This is a genomic window from Microbulbifer maximicatervae (SeqCode) (assembly GCF_056232625.1).
Map to the genome: position 1 here is coordinate 942,948 of NZ_CP174324.1, position 13,680 is coordinate 956,627.

Annotated in this window: 8 protein-coding genes; 4 read left to right on the top strand and 4 right to left on the bottom strand. The window is 51.8% G+C overall.

Translation table 11 applies throughout. The annotated features are described in order from the left end of the window. Positions 1–185 precede the first annotated feature (185 nt). The 3 genes from ACJJI6_RS04155 to ACJJI6_RS04165 all read left to right on the top strand — a co-directional run bounded on the left by ACJJI6_RS04155 (position 186) and on the right by ACJJI6_RS04165 (position 2,608). Entirely contained in the window at positions 186–1,061 is an 876-nt protein-coding gene (locus tag ACJJI6_RS04155; protein WP_475712565.1) for a hypothetical protein, read from the top strand. Then, entirely contained in the window at positions 1,006–1,881 is an 876-nt protein-coding gene (locus tag ACJJI6_RS04160; protein ID WP_475712566.1) for a DUF2971 domain-containing protein, read from the top strand. The genes ACJJI6_RS04155 and ACJJI6_RS04160 overlap by 56 nt, the downstream gene beginning before the upstream one ends. A 109-nt stretch (positions 1,882–1,990) precedes the next feature. After that, the gene (locus ACJJI6_RS04165; protein WP_475712567.1) at positions 1,991–2,608 is read left to right on the top strand and encodes a hypothetical protein; all 618 of its coding nucleotides are present in this window, start codon (positions 1,991–1,993) and stop codon (positions 2,606–2,608) included. A gap of 171 nt (positions 2,609–2,779) precedes the next feature. Here ACJJI6_RS04165 and csrA read toward each other — a convergent pair whose 3' ends face one another. The 4 genes from csrA to murI all read right to left on the bottom strand — a co-directional run bounded on the left by csrA (position 2,780) and on the right by murI (position 12,041). Then, complete coding sequence (gene csrA / locus ACJJI6_RS04170) at positions 2,780–2,950, bottom strand: carbon storage regulator CsrA (RefSeq protein WP_475712568.1); 171 nt, start codon at positions 2,948–2,950, stop codon at positions 2,780–2,782. 2,000 nt (positions 2,951–4,950) lie between these two features. Beyond that, on the bottom strand, positions 4,951–8,409 hold the full coding sequence (locus tag ACJJI6_RS04175) for a UvrD-helicase domain-containing protein (protein WP_475712569.1): 3,459 nt from the start codon (positions 8,407–8,409) through the stop codon (positions 4,951–4,953). Then, the gene (locus ACJJI6_RS04180) at positions 8,406–11,105 is read right to left on the bottom strand and encodes a PD-(D/E)XK nuclease family protein (RefSeq protein WP_475712570.1); all 2,700 of its coding nucleotides are present in this window, start codon (positions 11,103–11,105) and stop codon (positions 8,406–8,408) included. The genes ACJJI6_RS04175 and ACJJI6_RS04180 overlap by 4 nt, the downstream gene beginning before the upstream one ends. 102 nt (positions 11,106–11,207) lie before the next feature. Next, positions 11,208–12,041: a glutamate racemase gene (murI, locus tag ACJJI6_RS04185; protein ID WP_475712571.1), complete on the bottom strand. Its 834-nt coding sequence runs from the start codon at positions 12,039–12,041 to the stop codon at positions 11,208–11,210. A gap of 155 nt (positions 12,042–12,196) precedes the next feature. Between murI and ACJJI6_RS04190 the strand changes: the two genes are divergently transcribed. Then, entirely contained in the window at positions 12,197–13,675 is a 1,479-nt protein-coding gene (locus ACJJI6_RS04190) for a DNA recombination protein RmuC (RefSeq protein ID WP_475712572.1), read from the top strand. Positions 13,676–13,680 lie beyond the last annotated feature (5 nt).

A 13,680-nucleotide genomic window follows, 5' to 3' on the forward strand; every position in this document is an offset into this window, starting at 1 on the left:
GGCTGGTATACAGGAGGCTATCTGGCAGAGAGAAGTTATCCTGTTCAGTGCGCGCCAGTTATAGCTAGATCAAACAAACTCGCCTAATCCCTCCGTGGCTAGGCTAGACAGCCTACGTGGCGCACTTTGCACGCAAGCGCTCCTAGTGGCAACCCTGGCACTATTAAGAAGATAGGATAAATAGAGTGAAGTTAGAAAAGGCATTCTCGGACGATATTAAATCAAATATTACTGCCCAAAAAGCAGATAAACATTTTGCTGAAGGAAGTATAAAGTCCAAGTTCAACTTCCAGTGCCCAAGTGAAAACTGCGACGCACAAGTTACCTGTGCGAATCTTGATCGCCCAAAGGAAAAAAGGAAGCGCGAGCCTTATTATAAGGTTGTTGGCAATCATAGTTCTGAGTGTGATTTAGCAAAAGATATCGATTTTCAAAGAAGAAGATCAAGCGCGATTATAGATATTTACAGTGACAGTGATGAATATTTTGAAAATGCTATCCGTTTGAACCTGCAACCGCCGTGTACCAAAAGACCTGAATCAATTGATGGTATTCAAATTTCAGATGAAACAGTCGGTAGATCTCAACTGGGTAATTATCCTGAATCAGGTAAACGTAAAGTCCAACGTTCAAAGACATTGTCATCGTTAATAGACTCCTTTAGAGCAAAAGAGTCGCACATGGTACAGTTACCTGAAGTTGGCTTAGTTGAAATTAGTGATTTATTTGTCGAAATATATGGTCAGGATTTATCGGATCTTGATGATGAGTACAGGATTTATTATGGAAAAGCCTGGTTTAACGAAAAGGAAAATGGCTATTCCATTGTTTTTGATAGTAATCTCAGATCGGGGGATATTTCTAAAAGACCTTCAACTTATATATCAATGGATAAGCTTAAAGAATCTGGCTTCAAACGTTTTAATGTCAACACACTAAAAAAAATAGCCGATGTAAAGCCAAAGATGGTATTTATACTTTCGGAAACAGGGCCATATCTGAGAAATGGATATATCAATATTTGGTGTGAAGGCCCAGAGTATTTGGATTATCGCTTGTGATCCAAAAAAACAATCTTTTGGGTGTGTGCTAGCAAAGTATTACAGTGGGTATTCGCTGAATACGTTGTTAGCGAAAAATGAAAAAAACCGCATCAAGAAAATGAATAATTATATTAATATTGACTCTGCACAAAGAAACAGAAAAATCTACCGTATATTAACGGTAGATCGACTGCTTGAAATGTTTGAGACAAATAAAAACGCTTTGGTAAAACCAAGTCTATGGGATGACCCCTTCGAAAATTTTTTATTCAATACCCCCATTCCCCAAAATAATGGGGGAGAATACGTTTCAGTGCTGAGAGACAGGGCATACGGACAGTGTTGGTCACTAAATGTTGAGAGTGATGCCATGTGGAGAATATACTCGCCCGGAAAAGATGGGGTTAAAATTCAAACAACTATAAGCAATTTATATAACTCACTATATCGAAGTACGCCTGAATATCCAAAAATATCATGCTATATAGGTAAGGTTGATTATCACCCTAAAAGTAATTTAACCGCTTTGGCCAAAGAGGTTCGGGATAATGGTAAAAGTATGACTGGAAGCTATCACCAAGCCAGATCTCTATTGATGAAACGTGTTGCTTTCAAGCATGAAGAAGAGATTCGCTTAATTTACCTTGACCCGAAGAACTGGCCAGACAGCAAAATACACCAGTATCAATTCGATCCACTGGAACACGTAAAGGCTATGACATTTGATCCTAGAATGAGTGAAAGCTTATATCGGGTATATAAGAAGCATATCGAGAGCATGGGATTTGCAGGGAAAATCATTCAGTCTGGGCTGTATAGAGAGATGAGGTTCTTTTGAATTACCTTAAAGACAATCATTATAAATATCTCAATTGCTATAATCGCGCCTGCGTTTTTTACGCGGACACTAAGTGTGGAACAATATAAAGGTATTCCTAGATAGTAACGTGATTCAACATTCTACGACGACATATCGAACGTTGGATATACAGTTTGGTGGAGTTAAGCCAGGCGAATCATTAGTAAGAGAGGGGCCTGTCCAAATATTTGATAAGAAGCCGATAGAAAATAAAAATCTTAAGGAACAAATTGATTGTTTGAGGGAGTTAGCCTATAAGTTGAATGCCATAGAAGCTACTCTTGTCGTAGATTTCGATAATATCTACTCCGAGGTACGTAGAGCAGGGCGATTTAGGCAAGATTACTTTTATGGTAGTGATATTGAATACGCGGAACGACCACCTGAATTTAATACACTTTTGGGTGCGCCAAATTGGTTGAATCCAAGTCCTACCGACAAGCAATTCCATAATTTTCTTCATTGCTTAAAGAACCCTAGGTTCTTAGAGTTGGCGAAATTTGCGGGTGCATTGCAAGGAAAGAAAGCTAATTATAATCAACTTGCCGATGCATACTTCTTGTGGTGCGCAGAGATAAATGATGCGGACTATTTTCTTACATTGGATTTAAAATTAGAAAGATCAATAAAACAATCTAGAAGTCTCGTGTATAGCCCCAAAGTACTATCAGCCAAAAGATTATTAGAAGAATTAGAAAATGCCTAGTAAAGCCAAGCATAACTATCAAAACAATAAGTGCTCTGGCTGGGCCTTGCCAATGTCTGGCTTGAGGTGGCGGCTTTAGTGCGATAATCAAAGCTTGAATTATTTAAAGTTTAGCTTCTATAACGTAATCAAAGCTAGGAGCTCCTTCCATGGAGAATTTTTCCTCAATGCCTAGTTTTTGTTCCTCTTTATGCGCACATAGATCTCTTCCCGATGGACGGGAAGAGATTTGGGGGCACGGATGCCTATCTTTACTTGATTTCCCTTTACTTCCAAGACTGTGATCGAGACATTCGTCCCAATTCTTAGGTTCTCGCCTGTTCGACGCTTTAGGATCAACATGTTTTCTTCCTACCGATACTCAAACTGTGGGTGGGCATTCCTTGCTGGGAAAGCTTGGTAAGTGATACTTGATGGAAGAGTGGGGTGGGGCGCGGGGGCGGTGGGCGCAGAATAGGAAAAGGCGGGCGCTAGGCTCCCAGCGCTTGGAGAATCGCTCCAAACTGTTGATTGTGCTCCACTTTATTGAAGACGAGCGGGTTTCTAGCGTAGTATGCATACAGCCATCTTGATATCGTGTTTATCAATTTGGTTAGCTGGCCCCTGGTGTTGCAGCACCTTGGGTCAGCGCCTTTCTCTATTCTTACTTCACGCTGTTGTTCTCCTGTTGAAGAGGTGGCTCTTTTTAGAAAATTCTTGGGTCTATTTTTAGGGTAGACCTTACAGAGTTTGCCTGCCCGCAGTCCCAATTTTTGATAATTATCAGTCAATTCTACGCAGAATTGATGCTTAGAAAAACCTAATTAATTTTAATAAGACAATTTTTGCGCCTATAATTTCTATGTGTTCATATTGGAACTATCAATTTCTCATTGAATAGTTAGTGTTTTAATTGCACGATTCGACTAAGTTGAAATATGCCTGTTTCCACATTTTGTATATTGCTTGATAACCTAGCAGAATGTTTACAGAAGCTATTATTGTGCTTGATATCGCCGATGTTTTAAACTTGATACGCCTGAATGAAATCGAGTTACAAAAAATATAGGAAGAATTAGAGTCTGAAGGCGCAGAAACACGAAACAATGCCGGTCAAATTATAATTTAGACTGAAAATTTTGGGAAAAATCTCAAGCAGATGTATGAAGATAAGGGGCCTGACTACTCTGTATGTCTAAAATCTGTTGAGCGTTATAATACCAATCTAAACCAAGTAGCCACATTTAGCGAGTCACTACAAGATGCTTGTTTAATAATCAGTACTAAGCCGTAGGGATTGGAGAGATCCTAATTGAAATTAAAGCTAAATAAAATTACAGAATGACAATCGATTTTCTATTCAGGAGGGAGCCCCCCTGAATAGAAAGGCTAATTACAATCGGTCCCAGCATCTTGGGTCCCAGAAAGGTGGCGCTGAGCCACAGGCTGCGTTAGTGGTTGGTTCAGTAGATTCGCTAGACTCCTCAGCATAAGTCATTTGCGAAAGCGTAAAAACAAGTGCGCACAATACAGATATATTTTTTATTTTCATAATGCATTCCTTTTGATTTATTATGCGCCAACCAACTTATACATGCCTCGTTTCTTTGTCAATGAACTAAATATTTATTGGCATCTAAAGCATCCCCTGATAGGTATAATTAGGATTTAGCCAAGAAAATAAACCGCTATTTTTCATGGCTAAATGAGCTTAAGTCCTGTGCAAATATCGTAAAGTATACAGGTTTTCTGATATATATCTTGAGTTTGAGGCTCAATACCCAAAAAATAATTAAGCTCCTGGGTTGTCAACATAAGCAAAGCATGCTTGCTCATCAAGAATTTCAGTTGGATAAACTAATTTAGCATTCTCTTTGGTTGAGAGTTTATTCGACACTTTGTATAACCAATACGGCTTTTGGGTATCTTGCCAATTTCCACTCTATTCGGAAAGGAATGCAGTAATAAGCCGTTAGTGTTTTAATTCAGTCCTTGCTCTCAAGACTGATAGGGTTTCGTGGACGGATTAATAATGCTCCAACAATTTGCATGACTATCCTTTTACTCTTATTTGGTACTCTGTGTGCAAGTACTAATTTTGATGCGCACTCAACTAGTGAAACCAGATAACCATTTTGACACATAGGCTTTATTGTAACTACGGGTGTCAGATCTTGCCATTTCTGGAATAAATTACTAATGGATTTTTTTGGGGAAATATTTAAGAAATGAAGTCATTGACGGTAGGGCCACAAAGCTCTTGCGGACAATTTCTGCTAAAACTGAGTAGCTTTAAATATAAATTACTTTTAGTTGCTTTATAAAAAGTACAGGTGCACGCCCTGTACTTTACTAAATTCGCTCTAATCCAACTCCACCAACCTCTGCATCAGCGGAAAATACAAAGCACACCGAATATTCCGCTCCCCCCGCGCATAGAAAAGCTTGCGGTAATTCTCCAACTGATTCCGATACTGCTCCAGCTGAGCTGCAATAAACTCTTCCTGGCTTTCTTCACCACTGGGCTCCGCCGTTTTGTAATCGACAATCCAGCGGGTACCTTCATTATCGATAAAAGTGCGGTCCACAATGGAGCGTCTTAACTGTCGGCCACCGCTGTGCAGTTCCAGCTCGCAGGCGGACTCTCTCAGTGAGCCATCCAATAGCCAGCGGCCGGTGGGGCAGCTGAGGCTGTTGCGTACGGCGATCTCCACTTTCTCGGCAGCGCGGTCCAGGCTGGTGGCGGATAGCCCTAATTGTTTCAGGCGCAGTTGCCATAGGGGGCGTTGGGCTTCCAGTTTGGTGGGTGTCCAGTCGTTATTATTGGTCTCGGCAATGGTGGCCAGGGTTTCGTGGGCTACGGTGCCGGCGTGTTTTAACCAGCGCAGGGCTACCTGGCCCAGTTCGGGAATATTGTCTTCTTCCTCTGTTTTGGGTTGGTAGTCTGGCATGCGGTATTGGGCCAGCCATTCCTGCCGGGGCATGGCTTGGGGTTGCCATTGGTTGGGTAGGCGCAGTAGGTAGTCGTGATCTCTGCTGGCTTCTTCCTGGTTGAGCAGGGGTTCTTCCGCTTCCAGCCAGTGGCACCAGTCGCTTTCCTGATGGTGCAGAACGCTGGGCCAAATGCCGGCGAGTAGGGCGGCGCTGCCGGGGGCTTTTAGGTGACCCTTTTTTTCATCCCGGTTGATACAGGCCAAAAGGTGCAGCGAGCGGATGGCGCGGGTGCAACCTACATACAGCAGTCGGGTGCCTTCCAGGCGTTCGCGCTCGCTGTTGTCGTGCTTCAGGTATTCAAATACCGGGTCGCGGCCGCCGCGCGCATTTTTGGGGGCGAGCAGGAAGCGGCTTTCGCCTTCGCGGTTGAGCCATTCGCTCCAGCGCAGCAGTTGGTCGCTGCCGGGTTTGCCGCCTTGGTCGAGGCCTGGGATCAGTACGTGTTCGAACTCCAGCCCTTTGGATTTGTGAATGGTCATCACCTGCACTTTGGCATCCTGGGCGGGGCGGGCGTAGAGCTGTTCCAGGGCGAGGGTGAACTGTTGCCAGTCGGTAATGGCTCCGCCGGTATCGAAGGCTTCTAATAATTGCAGAAAATCCTGCACATTATTTAAGTCAGATTTTTGCGCAACGGTGGCGGGGCCGCCCAGTTCCAGCCAGAGGCCTTCAATCCAGGTGCGCAGGGGTTTGCGGCCGCGCTGTTGCCAGGCGTGCAGCAGTTTGGGGGCCACTTGGGTCAGGCGCGTGCGCCCTTCATTGCTGAGCAGGGCGATATCGTCCACTTCCTGCAAGGCCATTAATAGTGGGCGCGCGCTGGTGTCGGTTACGGTGATATCCCCATTGCCCCAGTTGGCCAGGGTGTAAAGGTCTGGCAGTTGCAGTCCGCACCAGGGGGCGCGGAGTACGGCCAGCCAACTGATTCGGTCGCTGGGGTCGAGCAGGGCGCGGGTGAGGCTGAGTAAATCTAACACCACCATTTTACTGGCGAGTGGCGCCAGCTCTGGGGCCTGGAAGGCGATATTGGCGGCGCTTAGGGCCTGCAGAATTTTTTGCAGGTGTTTTTTCTTGCGCACCAGAATGGCGATACGGCTTTCTGGATCTTGCGCTTGTAATTGCTGCACCAGTTCAACCGCTTGGGTGGCTTCACGGTTGCGGTCTTCGTCATCAATGCAGCCGTAAAAATTCACCGAGGGCTCGGCCCATTTGCTGCCTTTAAAAGCTTCGGATTGCAGATAGCGTACGGCGCCGCGACCGATATTGTCCGCTTGCGGGAAGGCCCTTTGGAAAGTCTCGTTGACCCAGTTCACCACTGCGCTTTCGGAGCGGAAATTTACCTGGAGATCGAGGGCTTCCAGGGGCACTTCACCGATACCGCGTTTGCGCGCATCCAGGAAAATACCCACGTTGGCATTGCGGAAGCCGTAACAGGACTGCATGCCATCGCCGACAATAAATAAGGTACGGCCGTCTCCCTGCTGCCAGCCGGCAGTGAGTTTTTCCAGCAGTTGTAGCTGGGTATGGGAGGTGTCCTGGAACTCGTCCACCAGAATATGCTGGGTTTGTAGGTCCAGTTTTAGGGCCAGGTCTGTGGGGTTATCGCTATCGCCCAGGGCGATCAGTGCGGCTTGGGCCACTTCGGTATAGTCGGTGGCGCCCAGCTGTTGGAATACCAGCTTTAATTCGGCGACTAACTTGGGCAGTACCTGGGCGAGCCCTTGCAGCAGTTGCCATTGGCTCTGTTGCAGTCCGCTGGGGAGCTTGCCCACTTCTCGCAGGGCGGAGAGCAGTGGTTCGTTGCCGGCCAGTTCTGCCAGCAGGTCTTTCATGCGCTGTTTGTATTCTTCGGCGATGGGGCGCTCGGGATCTTTTTTATCCGGCAGGCCAAAACCGAGTTTTTTATTGATGCCGCCGCCTTTGCGCAGATCACCGGTGGTGGTGAGGAGCAGGCTGCCGAGGGCGAGCCAGGCGGGCAGACCGCTGCTATCTGTGCTGGGGAAATCGTCCAGTTCGGCGAAGAGGCACAGGCCGTGGCTGGGGTTTTCCTTTTGTAAATTGCCGCCGGCATAACTGGCCAGCTCCAGCAGTTCCCCGGCGTAACTGCCGAGGGCTGTGGTGAGATCTTGCAGTTTTTCTGCTACCAGTTCGTCGATGACAAAATGGAAATAGTCCTGGGCGCCATCGAAGTTAACGCTCAAAAGTGGGCCGAGCCATTGCTCGCGCTTGTCCAGCAAAATACGCAGCAGCTTATTGAGTTGGCCCAGGTCGTTGTCCAGGTGGAGCAGTAGTTGCTGTAGGTCTGCGTCTGGGGTTTCGCCATCGAGATGTTTGAGCAGGTTCACTACGGCCAGTTCGAAGGCAATTTGGGTGCGCTCCAGGGGTTCGCCCGGTGCGCCCAGGCCGCTTTCGATCGGCAGTTGGCTGGCGAGGCTGCGGCAGAGGCCGTCGATGGTTTGAATGCGCAAGCGCTGGGGTGTTTGCAGTAGTTCCCATTCCAGCTCGCGATCCCGCTCCAGCAGGGCGCGGGCCAAATCCCAGGTGATGGCATCGTGGGGGTTATCTGGCCGGGCTTGGTCGCGGGCGCTGTGCAGGGCGTCGATCAGGCGCTCGCGCATTTCACCGGCGGCTTTGCGAGTGAAGGTAATGGCCAGCACTTCTTCCGGTTGCTGGCAGGCGGCGAGCAACTTTAATACGCGCTGGGTGAGCAGGCCGGTTTTACCGGAGCCCGCCGGGGCGGACACGGCAAAGCTGCGGCTGATGTCCAGGGCTTGGCTGCGGGCGTCGGCATCAATGGGGCGGCGCAGGGCGGGAGTGGTCACGACTTCGTTCATTCGGTTATTTGCTCCCTTTCCGGCCAGCGGTTTAGGGGCCAGAGTTCACTGTTGTTGTCGGTGGGGCGATCAAAGGCGAGGGTGGCTACACCACTGCGATATTCGGTGGCGAGGGATTCCAGGCTGTAGCGCCAGTGCTCCACCAGATTGCTCCAAGTGCCGTAGGGGGATTCCTTTTCCGTATCGCCCACGGCTTTAATGCCGGTGATGGGGTGCTCCAGATCTCCGCAGCCATTCCATTTGCAGTCGCCGTTGCGCACCTGGCCGAAGGCGATGGCGTGGGCGTCCGGTTGGAACAAGGCGTAGAGCGGCAGCTGGGGTTCGCGGATACGCTGGGTAAGCCAGTCGCGAATACTGGGGACGCCGGTTTTGTAATCGATTACCAATTGTTCGCCGCTGGCGAGTTGGTCCAGCCGGTCCAGGCGCAGGTTAAAGTGCAGCCCGCCGATTTCCACGGCTTGTTCCCATTCGACTTTTTCTACGGAGAAGTTGGGCCTGTCCAGTTCCACGGACAGCCATTGTTGCAGCAGGCGCTCCAGGCGCTGCTTTTCCATGGCCCAAAATCCGATCGGCAGGTGATTGTATTTTTTGCGCACACTGCCGAGGGAGCGCTCCACCGTGCGCTCGATTTGCGCTTGGCGTTGCTCATCGTCCATGGCTTGCAGTTGTGTGAGGGTGCCACACTGTTGCCAGAATTCCGCCAGCACCTGGTGCACCACATTACCGCGCTCGGCGGGGCCGAGGCCGATATCCGGTTGGGTAAAATTACTGGCGCCGAGGCGGAAGCGCAATTGCGCATTTAACGGGGACAGGGCTTGGGCCTTGAGCACTGAGGCACCGCCGCGCACCCGTTCGCATTCGGCGGGGGTGAGTGGCGGTAGCTTTTTGTCTTCGATTTTTTCCAGCTGACAGGCTTGCGCCAGTTGGTTGTAGTGATTGTGCAGGGCGCCCGCGGCAAAGTGTTGGGCTTGTTGCGGGCTTTCAAACAAGCTGCTCAGGCCTTGCTGCACACCGTCTTCTTCACAGGTGTAACTCACGACGATATCGCCGCTGGCATTGAGCAGGTCGGCGGTGAGTTCGCGGGCCAGTTCCAATTCCCGCTCGGCGCTGGCGCGGGGCATCTTCCAGTGTTTTTGCCATTGAATTGGCAACAGCGGATTGGGCGCCGGTGCCGGTGGCCATTGCTGTTGGCCGAAGCCGACCAGGCGCAGGTGATCGAAAGCGAGGCCGCCGGCTTCCAGTACCCCGAGAATTTGCAGGGGGCCATCGCGGGTTTCCGCCTGGAAGGGGGTGCGGCTGGCAATCTGACGCAGCAATTGCAGGGCCTGGGTGAGGGTAAGGTTGCCACCGCAGGCGCTGAGTGCGGCGAACTCTTCCAGGATGGATTCCCACTGCATCAGCTGCTGGTATTCCTGGCTGTCCGGGTTGCGGTTGCCGGGCCAATTTAATGCGCTAAGTGTTTCGGAAAAACGCGCAGCCCAAATTTCTGCGGGGGCTCGCTGCCAGCGCCGGGCGCGTTCGGCCATTTGTTCCAGCTGGCGGGGTAGTTGCGGCGATTCCAGGTGGAGCACTTCTGCGGTGCGCTCGGCCCAGTAGCGCAGGGTGGCGCCGTCGATGCGGCGAAGTTCCAGTTTTTGTAAACGGCGGAATAGGGCGCTGCGCAGCCAGGTTTCACTGTCGTCACCCCAGAAGGGGCTGAACAGGATATTTTGCAATTGGGGGTAATCCCATTCGTCTTGCAGTAGCGATAGCAATTGTAAGGCGGCGCTGCCGACTGGTGTTTGCGCCAGCGGCGTACCGGCAGAGAAGTTAAACGGCAGTGTGTAGCGCGGTTGCTGGGGGTCCAGGTATTGGGGTTCGAGCACGCGGGAAAATACCGCTTCCACCTGGGTGCGGCACTGGCCCAGATTATTCACCACTATGCCGACGCTGTGGCCGGGGTTTTCAGCGAGTTTCTGCCCGGCCCAAAGGGCTGCCTGATAGAGTTCTTCATCCAAATCGGCGCAGGCGGCTACGGACAGCTCGCTCTGCTGGGTAAGTCCCGGCCTTTCATTAACGGCTGTTGCACCTGCGTGAATCAGGGCATTGGCGAGGGGCGAAATCTGGGCAAAGCCGGCGGTATCAATTTGCGGCAGGGGTTCCAGAATGCCTTCCTGGAATGCGCGCAGGATCAATTGATCGCGCTGGTCTGGCGTGATGGCGCTGTGGGCCTGAAGCTCAGTAGCAAAGGCCTTAATCATGGCGCACAGCGGCAGTTCGTCGCTGCGCATAGAGAGTGCGAACTGCTCCAGTAGGGGAGTTAGCGCTTCATCTGTTTGCGAGAGATCGGAAATCAGCTGCCATTGGAGTAGCTGCGCCAGGGCGCTATCGGCATCTCGGCACAGTTGTTGGCTGTTGAGCAGTTGCCGGTCCAGGGATTCATCCAGGGCGCGCTGCCAGAGTAACTGCCGTTGCTCGCGATTCAATATCTGCTGCAAGGCGGGCTGCCAGTTGCGCTGTTGCAGCTGGAACCAGAGCTTGTCCAGCCAGCTTCGCAGGGACTCCACCGGCGGCGGCATCCAGCAGGCACCGGGCGACTGCTGCGCGGCAAACACCTGTTGGCAGCGGTTGCGCAGACGGTTGTTGGGGGTGAGCAGCAGTCCTCCGGGGGGCAGCTGCGCAAATATTTCGAGAGCGGGAAATGCCGGCTTCAGCATGAATTCGGGTACCGGTTAGGGCTTGTTATTCGGGGAACGGTCGCGGTTTGTGACGGAGCTGTCAACTCTGTTGCGCGGTTCTCATCATTTAATGGCTTGTTGTTAGGGGTTAGGTGCGAGGGGTTCGGCAACTGGAGCGAACTCGTGGAAGGCCCTTTCTATATTGCCGGTTAGGTCAACCGTGCTGGTGATCAGGCGGCCAGTATTTGGGGCATCCGGCAGCATCAACTCAAGTTCTTCCAACCACCAGCGTACGCGCCGGGCGATGGCTTCGCCGGAATCCAGCCATTGGATTGAGCGTGGGGCGAACTGGTCCAGTTCTTCCCGCAGCAGGGGAAAGTGAGTGCAGGCCAATACGGCAATATCCACTTGGTCGCCACCGGCGGTGTGGAATACGCGGTGTAATACCGGCTCCAAATCCTCTGCGGTGATGGCTTCGCCGCGCAGTTTGCTTTCCGCCAGATGCACCAACTCCGGTGCGGGCACATTAATTACCCGGTTGCCGTTGGCAAATTGCTCGATCAGCTCGCGGGTGTAGCGGCGATTGACGGTGCCCTCGGTGGCAATCAGGGCAATAGTGCGGGAACGGCTGGCGGCAGCGGCGGGTTTCACCGCGGGCACAACGCCCACTACGGGTTTCTTCAGTGATTCGCGCAGCTGGGGCAAGGCCAAGGTGCTGGCGGTATTGCAGCCCACCACTAAAATATCGGCCCCGCAGTGCTGCATCATGGCCTGAGCCTGCTGGACGATCCGTGGGCGCAGCTCCTCTTCCCTTTTATTGCCGTAGGGATAAAAGCCGTTGTCCACACCCAGGTGCAAGGTCAGGCCCGGCATCAGGCGGCGGATCTCCCGCGCAATGCTGATGGCGCCCACGCCGGAATCAAAGATCAGGGCGCTGGGAGCTGGGCTATCTGGGTGGGCGCTGTGTTTGTGCATGCGTTCTGGAGTACCAACATCGAAACCAATCCTCCAAGAATACCTAAAACCCCGTAAAAATTCCCGCTGGGTCTTCTCGGGCGCAAACCTATCCCTTGTTACTGAGGTTATCGGCCGGGCTGGCGCGGGGTACTTTCCAGGGGCAAGCTGGTAGAATGGCGCCTTCGCCTGGGTGGTATCCCGGGCAGGCCAGCGGGCGAGGCCCCTGGCAAAATCCTGATTTATCCATCTCTTTCCAGGTCTGGGAGTACCACTCTATGCCAGCGTTCCCGCTGCAATTGAATGCCGATCACGCGGTGATGGCGGCTGTTGCCATCTTGTTTCTGTTGGGCTTGGTGTTTTGGTTGGCGCGAGCCAGTAGCCGCCGCGCTTTATTGCAGAGCGAAGCCGCTTTGCAGGTGGCCCAGGCGCGTATCGAAAGCAGCCGCGAGCGGGAGTCCCAGCTTGGGGTTGAGGTGGAATCCCTGCGTACCGAGCTGGCGGACAAGCTGCAACAGCTCACGAGAAGCCAAGTGTTGGTAGAAAAAGGGGAGGCGGCCCTGGCGGAGCAGCGCAAGCTGATGGAGCAAATGCGTATTGCCATGGGTGAGCAGTTCGAGAATCTGGCCAACCGGATTTTTGAAGAGAAGCAGCAGAGCTTCGTGCGCCGCAGTGAAGACAGCCTGCGCAAAAGTCTCGATCCGCTGGAGCGCCAGCTGGGGGATTTCCGCAAGCGGGTGGAGCATGTCTATGATCGTGAAAATGCCGAGCGCAATAGCCTGCTGGGGCAGATCAAAGCGTTGCGCGAGCAAACCCAGCGCATCAGCGATGAGGCCCTGAACCTGACTTCGGCCCTGAAGGGAGATCGCAAGATCCAGGGTAACTGGGGTGAAGTGGTGCTTGAGCGTTTGCTGGAAGAGTCCGGCTTGCAGAAGGGTCGCGAGTACGAAACACAAGTAACCCTGACGAGCGATGGCCGCAGGCGCCAGCCGGATGTGATTGTGCGCCTGCCGGAAAACAAAGACCTGATTATCGATTCTAAGGTCTCCCTGGTTGATTACGAACGTTACAGCTCGGCGGAAACCGATGAGGAGCGCACCCAAGCCCTGAAACAGCATGTGAATTCCCTGCGCGCCCATATCACCGGCCTTAACAAGAAAGCCTACGAGCAGCTGGAGGGTGTGCGCACCCTGGATTTCGTCTTTATTTTCGTGCCCATTGAAGCTGCGTATATGTTGGCTATGCAAGCGGACCCGGACCTGTTCCGTTTCGCGTATGAGAAGCAAATTGTCCTGGTGAGCCCCACCAGCCTGATGGCGACCCTGCGCACCGTCGAGAATATCTGGCGCTACGAGAAACAAAACAAGAACGCGGAAAAAATCGCTGACGAAGCCGGCAAGCTGCACGATCAGTTTGCTATGGTGCTGGAATCACTGGATGTTCTTGGTGACCGCCTGCGCCAAGCGGATGACGCCTACCAGCAGACCTACAAGCGACTGGCGACAGGCCGTGGCAACGCGGTGAAGCGTATCGACAGCTTACGTAAGCTGGGTGCTAAAACCCGTAAACAGATCTCTGCGGACTTAAGGGAACGAGCGGATCAGCCTGAGGTAAAGGGATTGCCACAGGCTGAGGAAACTGCTGCGGAAGAATAACTTTT

Excerpts from the sequence above, each read along its gene's own strand:
- ACJJI6_RS04190 (WP_475712572.1), top strand. The coding sequence starts at position 12,197 with ATGGCGCCTTCGCCTGGGTGGTATCCCGGGCAGGCCAGCGGGCGAGGC.
- ACJJI6_RS04160 (WP_475712566.1), top strand. The coding sequence starts at position 1,006 with ATGGATATATCAATATTTGGTGTGAAGGCCCAGAGTATTTGGATTATC.
- ACJJI6_RS04175 (WP_475712569.1), bottom strand. The coding sequence starts at position 8,409 with ATGAACGAAGTCGTGACCACTCCCGCCCTGCGCCGCCCCATTGATGCC.
- csrA (WP_475712568.1), bottom strand. The coding sequence starts at position 2,950 with ATGTTGATCCTAAAGCGTCGAACAGGCGAGAACCTAAGAATTGGGACG.
- ACJJI6_RS04180 (WP_475712570.1), bottom strand. The coding sequence starts at position 11,105 with ATGCTGAAGCCGGCATTTCCCGCTCTCGAAATATTTGCGCAGCTGCCC.
- murI (WP_475712571.1), bottom strand. The coding sequence starts at position 12,041 with ATGCACAAACACAGCGCCCACCCAGATAGCCCAGCTCCCAGCGCCCTG.